Origin of the sequence: Hahnella aquatica (SeqCode) (assembly GCF_965194505.1) — a bacterium.
Taxonomy (GTDB): domain Bacteria; phylum Pseudomonadota; class Gammaproteobacteria; order Burkholderiales; family Burkholderiaceae_A; genus Hahnella; species Hahnella aquatica.
This window is the reverse complement of the sequence record NZ_OZ239144.1, coordinates 329,947-346,118: the sequence shown is the minus strand read 5'-3', so window position 1 is coordinate 346,118 and position 16,172 is coordinate 329,947. Positions and strand designations below refer to the sequence as shown.

Annotated in this window: 13 protein-coding genes and 1 other RNA gene; 11 read left to right on the top strand and 3 right to left on the bottom strand. The window is 63.1% G+C overall.

The features are described 5' to 3' along the window. Positions 1-2,607: a DNA gyrase subunit A gene (gene gyrA, locus AC8GDA_RS01765; RefSeq protein ID WP_506556603.1), complete on the bottom strand. Its 2,607-nt coding sequence runs from the start codon at positions 2,605-2,607 to the stop codon at positions 1-3. Positions 2,608-2,759: 152 nt separating this feature from the next. Then, complete coding sequence (locus AC8GDA_RS01760; RefSeq protein WP_506556602.1) at positions 2,760-3,851, bottom strand: alkene reductase; 1,092 nt, start codon at positions 3,849-3,851, stop codon at positions 2,760-2,762. A gap of 153 nt (positions 3,852-4,004) precedes the next feature. Between AC8GDA_RS01760 and ssrA the strand changes: the two genes are divergently transcribed. The 6 genes from ssrA (at position 4,005) to AC8GDA_RS01730 (ending at position 10,300) form a co-directional block, all read left to right on the top strand. Beyond that, positions 4,005-4,369: a transfer-messenger RNA gene (gene ssrA / locus AC8GDA_RS01755) on the top strand. A gap of 317 nt (positions 4,370-4,686) precedes the next feature. Continuing rightward, complete coding sequence (locus tag AC8GDA_RS01750; protein ID WP_506556601.1) at positions 4,687-4,947, top strand: helix-turn-helix transcriptional regulator; 261 nt, start codon at positions 4,687-4,689, stop codon at positions 4,945-4,947. Next, positions 4,937-6,232 carry a type II toxin-antitoxin system HipA family toxin gene (locus AC8GDA_RS01745; RefSeq protein WP_506556600.1) on the top strand — a complete coding sequence of 432 codons (1,296 nt, stop codon included), beginning with the start codon at positions 4,937-4,939 and terminating at the stop codon, positions 6,230-6,232. The genes AC8GDA_RS01750 and AC8GDA_RS01745 overlap by 11 nt, the downstream gene beginning before the upstream one ends. 98 nt (positions 6,233-6,330) lie before the next feature. Further along, the gene (locus tag AC8GDA_RS01740) at positions 6,331-7,770 is read left to right on the top strand and encodes a hypothetical protein (protein WP_506556599.1); all 1,440 of its coding nucleotides are present in this window, start codon (positions 6,331-6,333) and stop codon (positions 7,768-7,770) included. A gap of 135 nt (positions 7,771-7,905) precedes the next feature. Then, positions 7,906-9,225 (top strand): hypothetical protein, encoded by a 1,320-nt coding sequence (locus AC8GDA_RS01735; RefSeq protein ID WP_506556598.1) that lies wholly within the window; start codon positions 7,906-7,908, stop codon positions 9,223-9,225. 58 nt (positions 9,226-9,283) lie between these two features. Continuing rightward, complete coding sequence (locus tag AC8GDA_RS01730) at positions 9,284-10,300, top strand: nucleotide-binding protein (protein WP_506556597.1); 1,017 nt, start codon at positions 9,284-9,286, stop codon at positions 10,298-10,300. 18 nt (positions 10,301-10,318) lie between these two features. On the opposite strand, the gene AC8GDA_RS01725 is transcribed toward AC8GDA_RS01730, so the two are convergent. Further along, positions 10,319-11,071 (bottom strand): hypothetical protein, encoded by a 753-nt coding sequence (locus tag AC8GDA_RS01725; protein WP_506556596.1) that lies wholly within the window; start codon positions 11,069-11,071, stop codon positions 10,319-10,321. Between the two features lie 50 nt (positions 11,072-11,121). On the opposite strand from AC8GDA_RS01725, the gene AC8GDA_RS01720 reads away from it, so the two are divergent. The 5 genes from AC8GDA_RS01720 to AC8GDA_RS01700 are packed head-to-tail and all read left to right on the top strand — an operon-like array spanning position 11,122 to position 16,166. Beyond that, positions 11,122-11,802 (top strand): hypothetical protein, encoded by a 681-nt coding sequence (locus tag AC8GDA_RS01720; protein WP_506556595.1) that lies wholly within the window; start codon positions 11,122-11,124, stop codon positions 11,800-11,802. Further along, positions 11,799-12,698, top strand: coding sequence for an L-threonate dehydrogenase (gene ltnD / locus AC8GDA_RS01715; RefSeq protein WP_506556594.1), 900 nt, complete (start codon positions 11,799-11,801; stop codon positions 12,696-12,698). Before AC8GDA_RS01720 ends, ltnD begins: the two co-directional genes overlap by 4 nt. An 11-nt stretch (positions 12,699-12,709) precedes the next feature. After that, entirely contained in the window at positions 12,710-14,011 is a 1,302-nt protein-coding gene (otnK, locus tag AC8GDA_RS01710; RefSeq protein ID WP_506557170.1) for a 3-oxo-tetronate kinase, read from the top strand. Beyond that, entirely contained in the window at positions 14,008-14,724 is a 717-nt protein-coding gene (locus AC8GDA_RS01705) for a class II aldolase/adducin family protein (protein ID WP_506556593.1), read from the top strand. Before otnK ends, AC8GDA_RS01705 begins: the two co-directional genes overlap by 4 nt. Beyond that, a complete protein-coding gene (locus tag AC8GDA_RS01700; protein WP_506556592.1) occupies positions 14,718-16,166 on the top strand; it encodes an FAD-binding oxidoreductase in 1,449 nt (482 codons plus the stop codon). Before AC8GDA_RS01705 ends, AC8GDA_RS01700 begins: the two co-directional genes overlap by 7 nt. The last annotated feature ends 6 nt before the right edge of the window (positions 16,167-16,172 follow it).

Below are 16,172 nucleotides of genomic sequence, written 5' to 3'. Positions count from 1 at the left end.
CTAGGTGGCAATAGATGGATCGGTGTCGGAAGGCTCCTCGGCGTCATCCACCTCGGGGAGGTCACCCGTGTCGGCAATGCGCTGCACGCCCACCAGTTTCCCGCCCTCGTCGATGGAGATGAGCGTAACGCCTTGTGTGGCACGGCCGAGCGCCCGCACCTCCGAGACGCGGGTGCGAACCACCACGGCCTTGTCGGTGATGAGCATGATTTCATCGCCCTCGCGCACCAGGCAGGCCGAGACCACCTTGCCGTTGCGCTCACTGGTGGCAATGGCAATCATGCCCTTGGTGCCGCGACCATGGCGGGTGTGCTCAGAGATGACCGTGCGCTTGCCATAGCCGTTCTCGGTGGCCGTGAGCACAAAGGCGGCCTCGTCCTCGGCCACGATCATGCTGATGAGCGACTGGCCTTCTTCGAGGAACATGCCTCGAACACCACGGGCCTCTCGGCCCATGGGCCGAACATCGCCCTCGGCAAACCGAACCGCCTTGCCCGCATCCGAGAAGAGCATCACGTCGTGGGCGCCGTCGGTGAGGGCCGCGCCGATGAGGTAATCACCCTCGTCGAGTGAGCAGGCGATGATGCCGCGCTTGAGCGGACGCGAGAAGGCCGACAGCGGTGTCTTCTTGACCGTGCCCAGGGCCGTGGCCATGAACACGAAATGGTCGTCCGAGAAGACCTTCACCGGCAGCACCACGGTGATTTTCTCTTGGTCTTCCAGCGGCCAGACATTGACCAGCGGCTTGCCACGCGAGGTGCGCGAGCCCTGCGGAACTTCCCAGACCTTGAGCCAATAGACGCGCCCGCGGTTGGAGAAGGCCAGGATGGTGTCGTGGGTGTTGGCGATGAAGAGCTGGTCGATCCAGTCGTCTTCCTTCGTGGCCGTGGCCGTCTTGCCACGCCCACCACGGCGCTGGGCCTGGTACTCGTTGAGCGGCTGGCTCTTGATGTAGCCCGTGTGGGTGAGCGTGACCACCATCTCTTGAGGGGTGATGAAGTCCTCGGTCTGAAATTCCTCCGCATTGAGCTCAATGACCGAGCGGCGGCCGTCTCCGAATTCCTTCGTGATGGCCTGCAGCTCCTCGGTCATGATGGCCGTGATGCGGGAGGGCTTCGAGAGAATGTCCAGCAGGTCTGCGATCTTCTCGATGATCTCTTTGTACTCCGAGACGATCTTGTCTTGCTCCAGGCCCGTGAGGCGCTGCAGACGCATCTGAAGAATCTCGTTGGCCTGGGTTTCGCTGAGTCGATAGCCATCGGCCTGGGCACCATAGGCCGCCGACAGGCCATCGGGCTTGAAGGCTTCGGCCACGGTGGTCTCGGTGGCGCGGGCCAGCAGTTCACGAACCAGGTCGGCCTTCCAGGCCCGGCCCATCAGGCCCTCGCGCGCCTCCACCGGCGTGGGCGAGGCCTTGATGAGGGCAATCATCTCGTCCATGTTCGACACCGCCACGGCCAGGCCCTCGAGCACATGGCCGCGGTCGCGGGCCTTGCGAAGTTCGAAGACGGTGCGCCGTGTGACCACCTCGCGACGGTGCGAGAGGAAGCACTCGAGCATCTGCTTGAGGTTGAGGGTGCGCGGCTGGCCATCGACCAGGGCCACCATGTTCATGCCGAAGCTGTCTTGCAGCTGGGTGTTCTTGTAGAGGTTGTTGAGCACCACCTCGGGCAGCTCGCCGCGCTTGAGCTCGATCACCACCCGCATGCCCGATTTGTCTGACTCATCGCGAATGTCCGAGATGCCCTCCAGGCGCTTCTCGTTGACCAGCTCCGCAATTCGCTCGAGCAGTGAGCGCTTGTTCACCTGATAGGGCAGCTCATCGACGATGATCGACTGGCGGGAGCCCTTGTCCATGTCTTCGAAGTGCACCTTGGCCCGCATGACACAGCGGCCACGGCCCGTGCGGTAGCCCTGGCGAACCCCCTCCACGCCGTAGATGATGCCGGCCGTGGGGAAGTCTGGCGCGGGGATGAAGCCCATGAGGTCGTCGACCGTGGCCTCGGGGTTCTCGAGCAGGTGCAGGCAGCCGGCCACAACCTCCGTGAGGTTGTGGGGCGGAATGTTGGTGGCCATGCCCACCGCAATGCCCGAGGACCCATTGATGAGCAGGTTGGGGATGCGGGCCGGCATGATGAGCGGCTCTTTCTCAGAGCCGTCGTAGTTCGGGCCGAAGTCGACGGTGTCCTTGTCGAGGTCTTCCAGGAGTTCGTGGGCCAGCTTGGCCAGGCGGATCTCCGTGTAACGCATGGCGGCGGCGTTGTCGCCATCGACCGAGCCAAAGTTGCCCTGGCCGTCGACCAGCATGTAGCGCAGCGAGAAGTGCTGGGCCATTCGAACAATCGTGTCGTAGACGGCCGAGTCGCCATGGGGGTGGTACTTACCAATCACATCACCCACGATGCGGGCCGACTTCTTATAGGCCCGGTTCCAGTCGTTGTTGAGCTCGTGCATGGCAAAGAGCACCCGGCGGTGCACGGGCTTCAAGCCATCGCGAACATCTGGCAGGGCGCGGCCCACGATCACGCTCATCGCGTAATCGAGGTAGGAGCGACGCATCTCCTGCTCGAGGCTGACGGGAAGGGTTTCTTTGGCGAAGGAGTCCATGAGGCCTCTTGAAATCCCTCGATTTTACTCGTTTTGAGCGCCTGACGCCCGAAGCCCTACCCCCCTGCGTGCGGGGTGCTCAAACCGCTCAAATGCGGAAATAACAGGCACATCAGCCGATGCCACCTGTCCAAAACCCGCCCGGAGGGTGCTCAGCGGGCCATGGTGGGGTAATCCGTGTAGCCCTTCTCGCCGCCACCATAGAAGGTGGACGCATCGGGTGCATTCAGAGGCGCATCCAGCCTGAAGCGGGCCACGAGGTCCGGGTTGGCCAGAAAGGGCACACCAAAGGCCACCAGGTCTGCATCCCCCGATGACACGGCCGCCTGCGCCATGGCCTTGGTGTAGCCGTTGTTCACCACTGTGCAGAGGCCCCCCGCCTGCTTGAAGCTGCGCCGAAGGCCGGCAAAGTCCACCCGCTGGTCGGCATCCCGCGGGCCGCCCGTCTGCCCTTCAATGATGTGCAGGTAGCCCAGGCCGCGGCTGCCCAGAGCCTTGGCCACATGCGCGAAGAGGGGCTGTGGGTTGGAGTCGTCGATGTCATTGAATCCCGACACCGGCGAGATGCGGCAGCCCACGCGGCCGGCCGGATAGACCGAGGCCACCGCATCCACCACCTCCAGCAGCAGGCGCGCGCGGTTCTCCACGGCGCCACCATAGGCGTCGGTGCGGTGGTTGGTCTTGTCGCGCAGGAATTGGTCGATGAGGTAGCCGTTGGCAGCATGCACCTCGACCATGTCGAAGCCCGCGGCCTTGGCATGAAGCGCTGCCTGACGGTAGGCCTCGACCAGCCCGGGCAGCTCACTCGTCTCCAGAGCCCGCGGCGTCGAGCAAGGCACGAAGCCCTCAGTCGTATAGGCCTTCATGTCGGCCGCGATGGCCGAGGGGGCCACCGGTGCCGCACCACCGGGTTGAAAGCTCGTGTGCGAGATGCGGCCCACATGCCAAAGTTGCAGACAAATACGACCACCCGCCGCACGTACCGCGTCGGTCACCAACTTCCAGCCCTCGACCTGCTCGGCCGAGTGAATGCCCGGCGTGGAGATGTAACCCTGGCCCTCGGGGCAGACCTGGGTGGCCTCGGCAATGATCAGCCCGGCGGTGGCGCGCTGCGCGTAATAGGTGGCCATCAGCGGCGTGGGCACATTGCCTGCACCTGCGCGACTGCGGGTGAGCGGGGCCATGACCATGCGGTTGGGCAGGCTCAGGTCAGACAAGGCAAAGGAATCAAACAGGCTGGACATGCGGCGCTCCTGGTCGGTGAATGGGGTGGGGAAGCCTTGATTGTGCAACACACCACGGGTGCCGCCGCCACGTGCACAGCCTGCGAAAAATCATACTGAAAAGGCTTGCGTCTGCAGGGGGTTGGGTCAATACTTCGTCCTCGCATTGAAATTGGGGCCGACCTGGTTTCGACGTGGGCAGTGAAGGAGCGCAGGGCATACCGAGGACCGATTCCCTCGTAAATCCATTCGGACATTAATAAACGCCAACGACGAGCGTTTCGCTCTCGCCGCTTAAACCCGGCGGGCGCTGCACTGGTTCTCTGATGGGCCAGGCGGGGTAAAACCCGCAGCAGTGTCATTTACATCAGATCGTCACCGGACAAGCCGTGGGTCAGGTGCCTAAAACAAGCGGATCGTCGGTTGCCGGCCTGTCTGTCGGCTAAGCAACTCGATTAAATCCAAATAGACCGACTAAGTATGTAGAACTGTCTTTGGAAGGCTTGCGGACGCGGGTTCGATTCCCGCCGGCTCCACCAAAAACACAAAAGCCCCTCGTGGGCTTTTTGTGTTTTTGGATAGGGTTGTTGAACGGGGAATCCGTGGACGGCCCGGACGCGCGGTTCGAAGCGGAGCAGCCAAAGGCTGCGGAGTTCGGCGAAGACTCACTTTGCGTAGCAAAGTTATGTCGGAGCCACTCCCGCCAGCGTGGAATCGAAAGTGTAATTATTTCCCGATCGGTAACATTCCTTTTGCAAGGGCAAGATTCAGTTTTTTTATTTCCCAATCGGGAAATAAACCTTTCATTGACTCCGGTTGTGCCTCATAATTTCCCGAACGGGAAACTATGCAAGCCATGATATCCATTCGATCACCGCAACAACTCGGCGATGCACTGCGTGCCGCTCGCAAGCAACTCGGGCTGACCCAGCCCCAGTTGGCGCTGGCGGCTGGGGTGGGTGTGCGCTTCATTGTGGACCTTGAGGCGGGCAAGCCCACCTTGCGGCTGCAGAATGTGCTGCGGGTCATTGATACCCTGGGCGGAGGAATCCATTTAAGCGGGTTGCCATCCGTTGGGTCCGACGATCAACGAGAGGACGACGGCCATGGCGCATGAGCTAGACGTCTGGCTTTTCGCCGATCGTGTCGGTACTTTGGCGCTGGTCGATGGGCGGCTGAACTTTTGCTACGCACCCGGTTGGTTGTCACACAAAGACGCCGTGGCCTTGTCCGCCTCGCTGCCACTGCAAGCAGAGCCATTCGATGATCGTAAAACGCGCCCCTTCTTTGCTGGCCTTTTACCGGAAGGGCAGATGCGCCGACTGATTGCGCAGCGGTTTCAGGTCTCGGGCCAAAACGACTTTGCGCTGCTGGACCACATCGGTGGTGAGTGCGCTGGAGCCGTGACATTCCTTAAGCCGGGGCAGGCATTGCCTGTGCCGAGCCGCAAAGACGACGTTCAATGGCTGAGCAACGAGGAGGTCGTGGCAATCCTCGATGAATTGCCGCGTCGTCCCATGCTGGCAGGCAAAGACGGCTTGCGACTCTCATTGGCGGGCGCTCAGGACAAGTTGCCAGTGGTTTTCGATGATGGGCGCATCGGACTGCCACTCCGCGGCACGCCCAGCTCCCACATCCTGAAACCGGCCATCCACGCCATTGAAGACAGCGTGATCAACGAGGGGTTTTGCATGGCACTGGCCGAGGCCATGCAGCTCAAACCAGCAAAATCAAAAGTGCACTGGGTGTTGGATCGCTCGTTTCTGCTGGTTGAGCGCTACGACCGACTGATTGATGTCCAGGGTCAGCGGCAACGGCTTCATCAAGAGGACTTTTGCCAGGCGCTGGGCGTGGTGCCGGAAATGAAATACCAGAGTGAAGGTGGCCCGGATCTGGCCCAGTGTTTTGATCTGGTGCGCAGTGCGACGCGCCCCAGTGCGCCGCAAGTCCTGCGACTGCTCGACTACGTGCTGTTCAATGCGCTGATTGGCAATCATGATGCACACGCCAAGAATGTCTCTCTGCTGTACTCGGGCAAGACACCCGTTCTGGCGCCGTTTTACGACACGCTCTCGACGGCGGTGTATCCGACACTGACGCAGAAGATGGCGATGAAAATCGGCAGCAAGTACAAGTTCAGCGAAGTCCAGGCGCGGCATTGGGAGCAGTTCGCCAAGGACACAGGCTTTACCAAGGCGCAGGCCAAACGGCGCATTCTGGAGTTGGCATCGTTACTGCCAGCGACGGCCCGCAAACTCCAGTCTGACCCCGTACACCGTTTTGCTGGCAATGCCGTGGTTGAGCGAATCAATGCTCTGATTGAGCAACGCTGTGCCCTGACCATTCGGACGCTCACCGCCCCCGCCGCCGACAATGACGGAACCGCTGAACCCTCAATGTGAAGCACCATGCGATCGGTCGGGGATTCAGCCAACTGCGCAAGTGGAAGGTAGCGTTATAAGGAAAGCGAGAGCAACATACCCAGCAGGGAAGCAACATCATGTATCCAAGAATTGAACTCACCGGCAGCGGGCGCCTACTGAAAAGACAACAAGTAGAGACGCCTAGCGGCTTACGAGAAAGTGTGTCCGACATAACCGATGCGGCACACCATTGGCTTGACCAGGAGATCGCTCTTCAGGCTGGCACAAATCTCTCAGCGATTTTCGAGTTACTAAAAGCGAACGAGTCACTGCAGGAGGTCTACACCCGTGACTGGGTTCACGCTTACCTGGAAAGGTATGAGGCCATACGATCCGGCGACATCATCCGAGCGCATCCTCGCGATGATTCCGGGGAGCCCGCGTTGGAGGCTTTGGAGCTTTCATTGCGTCAAGAACTCCGAATCCCTCATCAACTTTTGTCGACCATCGTGGCTGCACAGGATCCAAACTCACCCACCGCAACGCCGTATTTGAACTTGGTCAGCGGAGAGGACGAGCATCGGGCCATAGACGACTCCAAGTCCTACACCGTCAGAGACACATCGAGACGCTGGGATGTCAGTGGTCGGTCGACGCCGTTCGCGCACGACACCGAGTATTCGGGCGTGCACTACAAAGAAGGGAGTCATATCAACTACTCGGTCAGCGCCATGTTTGACCAGTGCATTGATTTACCGCTGCGCATCGGTGCAGGTGTCATGACCTTTATTATTGCCGGCAGGCGACGCAAAGACAGGCGAACAGTTTGTGCGCCATTGGGCTCAGATGAAGCCCCACCATCCATTACTTTGCATGAGTTGATCGGCGCCATCACATATGAGTTTTCCTTTCACGGTGGCCCAGAGGAGACAGAGGCCGAACAAGAGAAGCTCCGACAGGCCGTCAGGGAAATAGATCATGCAGATCACTCAGAGGACCTGTTCTTTGGAATGGCCCATGTCTTTTGTCCGGACGGCGAACTGAGTGGCCTGAAATCGACCGACCTTAATTTAGAGGACCGAGGGCGGTACTGGGACCTCGCCATGGTCATGGAGCACACTGGATGGACGGAGGCCGCGATCGAGACTCGGCGTCGCCAAGGGCGCCTGCTTCAACTCTCTGCAAGGGCCACCAGCACCACCCCCTCCAGAGACGCCTACCCTGCAAAGCAATTTATCCCGGGCTTTGATGCGGAGTTGCTGCGATTTCTCCGTTGGATCGCGAGCATGTCGTGCTCAGACTGGGCTGTGCACACGTTCCTCAACGAGTGGTCCACGGCGGGCTCTCGCGGCGATTACATCAATGGCTGGGCAGTCCTGGCCCTGCCCGATATGCCCGTAGAACTCAAGGAACTTGACGATCCAGTCCTCGCGGTCACAGGGAATCGTCGAGCACCGATGCGACCCGTGTTTTCAAGAACGTCTGCCAAGCATGCTTTGCTTGATGCCTTTGAGGCATTTGCGGCGCAGCGCCGAGAGGATTACGAGCGGCGTGATGAACTCGAGGATGACGAGTGAGCCCAGACAAAAGGCGAAATCGAGCGCTTGCGCCCCTCCCTGAGTCGCTGGCGATCTAGGCACCTCGAGCCACTCCCGCCCCTCCTGGCACTCCTCTTGCTTATACCCAGCTGTAGGCAACACAGGAGGCCCGGCATGGTCACGTCCGTCGACTTTTCGTCCACCAGCGCAGCGAGTGCACTCGCGGCCCGTTCGCGCTCGTACGGCACCTGGGAAAACGCCTTTGCCACCCAGCTCAACCGGCTTGCCGCGCTGGACAACCTCCCGGCCGAAGCCCGCGCTGCGGCCCTGGCCAGAGACCCGTCCCTCGCAGCCGCAGCCGCCAAACAAGAAGAAATCGAAGCCCGCAATACCGCGGCCAAGGCTGAACTCCTCGGCCTGCCCGACACCCCCTTTGAGGAAGACCCCGAGGGCAACCCCGCCGTGCGCGCGGGTGACGAACTGCGCCGCTTCCCGGCCGGCGTCACCTGGGCCGACGCTCGGGCCATGGTCACCCGCAACAAGGTCGTGGGCGACCAAATCATGCCGGACAAGCTGCGCAGCGCAGTGGCCGATCAGTCCGTCCTCGGCATTGCCAACCAGTACCGACTTCAAGTCGACGAAGATGCTGATGGCGAGGCGCTCGCCGCCCAACTGGCCGCCGAAGCCGAGGCCAAGGCCTCTCTGCTGGAGGCCGGCCTGGGTGAGCAAGTACTCGCAGCCATTACCGCCTTGGGCCTCACCCCAGACCCCGACAACGTCGATGGCTTCACCCCCGATGGCCTGCCCGAGCGCTTCCCAGAGGGCCTCAGTTGGGTTTATCTGCGGCAAAAGATTGCCGTTCCGCAGATCGATGGCGTGGAACTCGATGCCGAGGCCCTGGAAAAGACCCTGGTGGCCAGTGAGAAATTGGCAGAGGCCGGCATCACGGCCCTCTACCCCACCTGGCCCCCCGGCACGACCGTGCTGCAGGCCTTCGAGGACAGCCTTCGCCAGAACAAGAACAACATCCTGACCAACATCTTTGTGGCCAACGACCTCAGCCTGCGAGACTTCCCCAGCAAAGTGAGCCGTTACCAAGCCTACAAAATGGTCGAGGACCCCACCGTGCCCGGCGGCATCGATACCGAGAAGGTCACGGCCCTGAAGACCGACCTCACCGAGCTGAAATCCCTGGGCATCTACGACATTGGCCGCTTCAAGTCACTCGGCGGCACCACGCCCACGCGGGTGCTCGAGCTCATCAATGAGCGGCCCGAGAAGTTTCGACCCACCCAGGCCGAGTTGGAAAAATCCAGGCCCAACTGGAAGATTCCGCCCACCCTCGTGCTCAACGGCCCCGTGACGGGCCCGGCCTGGGAGGCCGCCACCATTGCCCACGCCATGGAATACAACCCCGACTACTCCGAGGAAGAAATCATGGCCCGATATGGCTTCAATACCGTGCGCGTTCTGGGCCAAGGTGAGAAACTCTAGTTTGTACAAATGAACCCATGCACACTATAGTTTCCCTCCCCCTTTCCGATTTCTAGACATGTTCCGCATTCTCGTCACCAACCAAAAAGGTGGAGTGGGCAAGAGCACCATCTCCGCCAACCTGGTGCATTACTTCGCGGCCCATCTCGGAAAACGCACGACCCTGCTCGACTTCGACAGCCAGGGCTCGTCCAGCCGCTGGATTCGTGGGGCCCAGTCCGCGGAGACGCCCAACCCCATCCGACTGCAGACCATCACCTTCCCCAAGGATGGTGGCTTCAATCGCCTGCTCATCGATGTGCGCAAAACCCTGCGCACCCTGAACGACGACACCGACATCCTGCTGGCCGACCTCACCTGGAACGACTTCCTGGACGGCGAGCTCCTGTTTGAATTCGACCTCGTGGTCATGCCCTCGGCCGTCTCTGAAGTGGAACTGGTCACCACCATCGAGTTCGCGAAGAAGCACAAGTGGGTCTTTGAGGCCCCGCGCTACCACCCCACCCTGGTCATCGCGCCCAGCCGCGTGCGGGCCGACCAGATCACCGCCGTGCACAGCTCCTCCGAGCGCTTCCCCGTCTCCTTCGTGCTCACGCCGCCCATCCTCGATGCCGTCGACGCCAAACGCGCCTTTGCCGAGCAGTTTCTGGTCAAGCACAAGAACAAACGCCTGCAGGAATCCTTCCTCGCCTTTGCACGCGCCATTGAGCAGGCCATGGCCCTGCACTCAGCCAACAACAAGCGGCCCATGACCACGGGCGGCAGCGCTGGTGTGGGTGGCAGCCCCTTGCTGCATTCGAATTTGAAATACCGCGTGGCGGTCTCACAGGCCGAGCGCAATGCCACGGCCCAGACCACCGTCACCCATGTGGGCAAGCCGCTGGCCATTCCGCCGAGCATTGCCAAGCGGCCGCCTGCGGCACCCATTCAGCAATCCAGCCCGCAAACGGCTGTGGCCAATGGCGCTCCCACCAGCGGCGCGCCCATTGAGAAGGCGGCTGCCGAACCCGCTCAAAAGCCGGTGCTGCGCCTGGTCTCACGACTCTTCGGCGGCAACGGCCCCAACAAACGCTAAGTCTTCAACCCCCGAAGGCTAGGTCGTAAATCGCTTCGAGATGACGTTCGCAGCCAGTGCGCTGATGTTCGCGCGCACGGTGGCGGCCTCTAAGTTCTGTTGTTCCATGGCCGCGAGCAGCCGCAGGGTCTCCAGAAGGTCTTCGCGCGTGTCTCGAATCTGACGCTCGATGTTCGCCAATTGCGCGAGCGCCTCTTGCCGCGCAGACAAACACTCTTCCATGTGCCGGCTGATGTCGGCCACATCGCGCCAGGTGGGCCCGCGGTTGGTGAGGTCGGTGCCTGGGGCACTGGCCTGCAAGGCGAGGAAGAGGCTGTTGAGGGAATCGCCCACCTGGGCCAGGGCAGCCGCCTCGCCTTGGGCCACCTGCGCACGGGCCTGGTCGGCTGCCAGTGCAGGGGGCAGCGGGCTGTCATCGATCGTGCGCTCGGCACGCATGCGTGCAATCTCTTCGTAACGCGGCGCATCGTCATCCGCTTCCGCGAGCCGCTCTTCGTTCACATAGGCCGACACCGCAGGGGCCACCTCGAGCTCCTGCACAGACGGGTCTTCCGCCACGAGCACGGTGTCGTCATCTCGCACCTCTTCCACGGGTTCTTCGAAGGACGCCGCGGATGCGGCCGCGGCCGGGCCCACGGGCCCATCGGTCCCATCAGTTCCGTGGGGCCGCACATCCTGCGCCTCGTGCTGGGGCTGTCCCGCAGACTGCCAGCCCTGCTCGGGTGAGTAGATTTTGACGCCCTCGGTGGGGAGTTCGAATTCGTTGTTCATCGGGCCGCGTGATCCGAAATCGAGTGGTGATGTCTGCTACTGTATCAATCATGACGGCCAACCGCCTGCTTCTGCTGCTCAACAGCCTGCTTCTGCTGCTCATATTGGGTCAACGCACCCAGTCTGAAGGGGGTCATCTCGGCTGGCTTCAAGCCTTGCCATGGAGTTCTTTTGGCACCGAACTCGCGGACCTCAGCAGCCAGGCCCAGGTCTCGGCGGGTGCCGTGCTCTGCCTGTGGCTGGTGCTCAGCGCAGGCTGGCTTCTCATTAGTTTGATGGTGGAACGCCAACAGCGCCGCGCCGCTGCTGCACAGGCCAACACCCCGGGCGAATCCCAGGCCGCGCAGGCCCACACCGCCAATGCCCCTGCCGCACATGCATCCTCCGAGCCCGCACTTCAAACGGCCTTCCAATCAGCTGGCGCAAGCGCCATGGCACACGGATCTGCCGAGCCCAGCCTCCATGCCCGCGAAACCGGAACCGGCACGGCTGCCGATCCCGCCGCTGCCCACACATCCGCCCACGCCTCCAATGGCGCGGCCGCCCCGCATGCAGGTGATGCGGCTGCGCACGGTGCAACCAACATCAACATGGAAGACGACGCCTCCATTCAACAGGTGCTCGCCCGACTACAAAAGAACGTGCCCGACCTCTCGCCCGAGGCCCGGGCCGAACTCGCGCGCCTTCGAGCAGCCCTTCAGACCCTCAGCGACCCCGAGACCAAGTCATGACCACGGTGGGTGTCATTGGCCTGGGCGCCATGGGCCTGGGCATGGCCCAGTCACTGCGACGCGCAGGCCACGTGCCCCATGTCTGCGATGCTCGACCCGAGGCGGCCCAAGCCTTTGCTAAGGAAGGCGGTACCGCCTGCAGCACGCCCGCCGAATTGGGCCGTCACTGCCAGGTGGTCATCAGCGTGGTGGTCAATGCCGCCCAGACCGAAGCCGTGCTCTTTGGCCCCAATGGCCTGCTCGAAACCTTTGCCCCCGGCAGCCTCTTTGTGATGTGCTCCACCGTCGACCCGAATTGGTCCAAGACACTCGAGGGCCGACTCGCCGAAAAAAAGATCCGCTACCTCGATGCACCCATCTCAGGCGGCGCAGCCAAGGCCGCCAAGGGCGAGATCACCATGATGACGGGCGGCGAGTCCGAGGCCTATGCCATCGCTCAGCCGTATTTAGATGCCATGGCCGCCAAGGTCTACAAGCTCGGGCCGGCCGGAGCGGGCAGCAAGGTAAAGATCGTCAATCAGTTGCTTGCGGGCGTGCACATCGCCGCGGCCGCCGAAGCCATGGCCCTGGGCCTGCGCGAGGGGCTCGACCCCGCCTCGCTCTATGAGGTCATCACCAACAGCGCGGGCAACAGCTGGATGTTCGAGAACCGCATGACCCAGGTTGTCTCGGGCGACTACGCCCCACTCTCGGCCGTGGACATCTTCGTCAAAGACTTGGGTCTCGTGCTCGACACCGCACGGGCCACCAAGTTTCCGCTGCCCATGTCGGCCACTGCACACCAGATGTTCATGCAGGCCTCCGCCGCCGGCCATGGCGGTGAAGGCGACAGCGCGGTGATCAAAATCTTTCCGGGCATCGACCTGCCCACCCCGGGCGACAACACGTCCTCATGACGGCCATGCAGATGGCCACTGCTGCCCCCCAAGACCATCGCGCAGGCGCGCCTGCCGTCGGGCCTGTTGCCCTGGGCTGCATCGCAGACGACTTCACGGGCGCCACCGACCTGGCCAACAACCTGGTGCGCACCGGCTTTCGGGTCATTCAGATCAACGGCCTGCCCACCGCGCCGCTCACAAGCCCAGCCGATGCGGTGGTGATTGCGTTGAAGTCGCGCACCATTCCGGCCCAAGAGGCCGTGGCGCAATCGTGTGCCGCGCTGGAATGGCTGCGTGCAGCCGGTGCCCAACAAATCTATTTCAAGTACTGCTCCACCTTCGACAGCACACCCGCGGGCAATATTGGCCCGGTGGCCGAGGCCCTCATGGCCGCACTAAAGACCGACTTCACGATCGCCACGCCCGCCTTCCCAGACAACGGCCGCACCGTCTTCAAGGGCCACCTCTTTGTGGGCGACCAACTCCTGCACGAGAGCGGCATGGCCCATCACCCGCTCACCCCCATGACGGACTCCAACCTCGTGCGGGTACTGCAGTCCCAGTGCCAGGGGCGGGTCGGTCTCATCGACCACCGCACCGTGGCCGCAGGCGCCGAGGCCATCGAGCAACGCATCCAGGCCCTGCGCAAAGAAGGCATTCGCCTGGCCGTGGTTGATGCCGTCTCCAATGAAGACCTCATCACGCTGGGCCCCGCCCTGAAAGGGCTGCCCCTCATCACGGCGGGCTCCGGCGTGGCCATTGGCCTTGCGCAAAACCATGCACTCGCCCATGCAGACCAGGCCGCCAGCCTGCCGCCAGCCCGAGGCCGTGCCGTGGTGCTCTCGGGCAGCTGCTCGGTGGCGAGCAACCAACAGGTGGCCCATTTTCAAACGACGGGCCAGCCAGCCTTGGCCATCGATGTGCCCCGCGCACTCGCCGGCGCCCCCGTGGCGCACGAGGCACTCGCCTGGGCGAAGGATGCGCTCGCCACCACCCGCGGGCCCATCCTCATTTACAGCACCAGCAGCCCCGATGCCGTGAAGGCCCATCAATCACAGTCTGGTGCCATGGCGGTGGGCGAGGCGCTTGAGGGCTTGATGGCAGCCATTGCCGCAGGCCTGCCTGCGCTCGGTGTGGGCCAGTTGGTGGTCGCGGGGGGTGAGACGGCCGGCGCCTGTGTGCAGGCACTGGGCCTGCACCAGTTGCAGATCGGCCCGCAGATCGACCCCGGTGTGCCCTGGTGCCATGCCAACGGGCTGCACATTGCATTGAAGTCTGGCAACTTCGGCAGCACAGACTTCTTCACGAAGGCCTTCGCCCAACTCGCATGAACGAGACCCAGGCCCGCGACGCCATCTGCCGCATGGGCGAGCGCCTGTATCAACGGGGCTATCTGCACGGCACCGTGGGCAACATCAGCATCCGCCTGCCCGAGGCCGTGCTCATCACCCCCACCGATGCCTGCCTGGGCCAGCTCGACCCGGCCGCACTCTCGAAGGTCTCACTTACCGGTGAACACCTGAGCGGCGATCGGCCCAGCAAGACCATCGCGCTCCACCAGGCCATCGTGGCTACAGCCCGCGCATTCGACCCCGAGACATGCTGTGTGCTTCACACCCACAGCCATGCCTGTGTGGCCCGCAGCCTCCTGCTCTGCAGCCAGCCGCAGGCCACCGACATGCAGGCCGACACGCGCATCGACGCACAGACCGAACCGCCAGACTTCTTGCCGCCTGTCACGCCCTACTTCGTCATGAAGGTGGGCCATGTGCCGCACATCCCCTATGCCCGGCCCGGTGCCGCCTCGGTGGTGAAGGTTGTGGAATCGGCCATCAACGCGCATGGCCAGGCGGGGCATCCCATTCGGGCCGTGATGCTCGCGCGGCTCGGGCCCACTGTCTGGCACAGCAGCCCCGAGGCCACCCTCGCGGTGCTCGAAGAGCTCGAAGAGACTGCGCGGCTCACGCTCGCGGTGCCGCAGGCCGAGTCTTTGTCAGACGCCGCCATTGACGAACTTCGTTCTGCATTCGGGGCCCGGTGGTGACCACCGCCTTTCTTGAGGCCGCCCATGTCTTGCTGGGCCCTCGCGGCCTGATCACCGACCCACAAGACCAGGCCCCTTACCTCACCGACTGGCGAGGCCGATACACCGGCCGCGCACTGGCCATCGCCTTCCCCGAGACCACAGACGCCGTGGCAGCCCTGGTGAGGCTCGCGGCCACACATCGCGTGCCCATCGTTCCGCAGGGCGGCAACACAGGCCTCTCCGGAGGGGCCACGCCCGATGCCTCGGGCAAGCAGCTCGTGCTCTGCCTCACCCGCCTGAACCGCATTCGCGCGAAGGATGCAGCGAACAAGACACTCATCGCTGAGGCGGGTGTGAGCCTGCAGGCCATTCAAGAGGCCGCGCAGGCCATGGGCCTCATGTTTCCATTGGACCTCACCGCCCGTGGCACGGCCACCATCGGCGGCAACCTCGCCACCAATGCCGGAGGCACCGCCGTGCTGCGCTATGGCAACGCACGCCAACTCTGCCTAGGCCTGGAAGTGGTGACCGCGCAGGGTGAGGTCTGGAATGGCCTGCGCAGCCTTCGCAAGGACAACACCGGCTACGACCTGCGCGACCTCTTCATCGGGTCGGAGGGCACCCTGGGCATCATCACGGCCGCAAGCCTGGCCCTGTGGCCGCAGCCCGCCCACACGCAAACCGCCCTCGTGAGCCTGGAAGGCCCCAGTGCCGCCGTGGCCCTGCTGCAGGCCGCCCAAGCCTTCAGCCAGGCCAGCCTCACCGCCTTTGAGTTCATGAGCCCCACGGCCACCGCGCCCGTGGCGCAGCACTACCCCGACCTCGCCACACCGTTGCGCATGGGTTCGCCGAACGCCGCCTTGGTGCTGCTCGAAGCACCCGAGGGCCTGGAGGAGACCCTGGCCCAGGCCATCGAACAAGGCCTGGTGGCCGATGCCGCACTCGCCCAGTCACTCGCGCAGGCACAATCCTTCTGGGCCCTGCGGGAGCACATCACGCTGGCAGCCGCCGAAGACGGCCCACAGATCAAACTCGACATCTCGCTGCCCATCTCCCGCATTGCGGACTTCTGCGAAGAGATGAGCCAGGCCCTGGCGCGTGCCCTGCCCGGCGTGCGCTGCTCCAACTTTGGGCACCTGGGCGATGGCAACCTGCATTTCAACCTTGCAGCACCCCTGGCCTGGGCCGAGGGCCTCGCGCGCGCCGAGCGCCACCAACGCTTCAAAGCCTTTGTAGATGAGCACGAGGACCGACTGCGCCGCATCGTGCATGACGCCGTGATGGCCCGCGGGGGCTCCATCAGCGCCGAGCATGGCCTCGGCCAGTTGCGCAGAGACGAGGCCGCCTTTTATAAATCCAGCACGGAACAAGACCTCATGCTGCGCGTCAAACGTGCATTTGACCCAGAAGGCCTTTTGAACCCTGGGAAAGTCCTGCCCACCCGTCCAGCCATCCATTAGACTGGT

What these genes read in the sequence shown, in the direction of transcription:
- gyrA (WP_506556603.1), bottom strand. Translation starts at nt 2,607, where the DNA reads ATGGACTCCTTCGCCAAAGAAACCCTTCCCGTCAGCCTCGAGCAGGAG.
- AC8GDA_RS01760 (WP_506556602.1), bottom strand. Translation starts at nt 3,851, where the DNA reads ATGTCCAGCCTGTTTGATTCCTTTGCCTTGTCTGACCTGAGCCTGCCC.
- AC8GDA_RS01750 (WP_506556601.1), top strand. Translation starts at nt 4,687, where the DNA reads ATGATATCCATTCGATCACCGCAACAACTCGGCGATGCACTGCGTGCC.
- AC8GDA_RS01745 (WP_506556600.1), top strand. Translation starts at nt 4,937, where the DNA reads ATGGCGCATGAGCTAGACGTCTGGCTTTTCGCCGATCGTGTCGGTACT.
- AC8GDA_RS01740 (WP_506556599.1), top strand. Translation starts at nt 6,331, where the DNA reads ATGTATCCAAGAATTGAACTCACCGGCAGCGGGCGCCTACTGAAAAGA.
- AC8GDA_RS01735 (WP_506556598.1), top strand. Translation starts at nt 7,906, where the DNA reads ATGGTCACGTCCGTCGACTTTTCGTCCACCAGCGCAGCGAGTGCACTC.
- AC8GDA_RS01730 (WP_506556597.1), top strand. Translation starts at nt 9,284, where the DNA reads ATGTTCCGCATTCTCGTCACCAACCAAAAAGGTGGAGTGGGCAAGAGC.
- AC8GDA_RS01725 (WP_506556596.1), bottom strand. Translation starts at nt 11,071, where the DNA reads ATGAACAACGAATTCGAACTCCCCACCGAGGGCGTCAAAATCTACTCA.
- AC8GDA_RS01720 (WP_506556595.1), top strand. Translation starts at nt 11,122, where the DNA reads ATGACGGCCAACCGCCTGCTTCTGCTGCTCAACAGCCTGCTTCTGCTG.
- ltnD (WP_506556594.1), top strand. Translation starts at nt 11,799, where the DNA reads ATGACCACGGTGGGTGTCATTGGCCTGGGCGCCATGGGCCTGGGCATG.
- otnK (WP_506557170.1), top strand. Translation starts at nt 12,710, where the DNA reads ATGGCCACTGCTGCCCCCCAAGACCATCGCGCAGGCGCGCCTGCCGTC.
- AC8GDA_RS01705 (WP_506556593.1), top strand. Translation starts at nt 14,008, where the DNA reads ATGAACGAGACCCAGGCCCGCGACGCCATCTGCCGCATGGGCGAGCGC.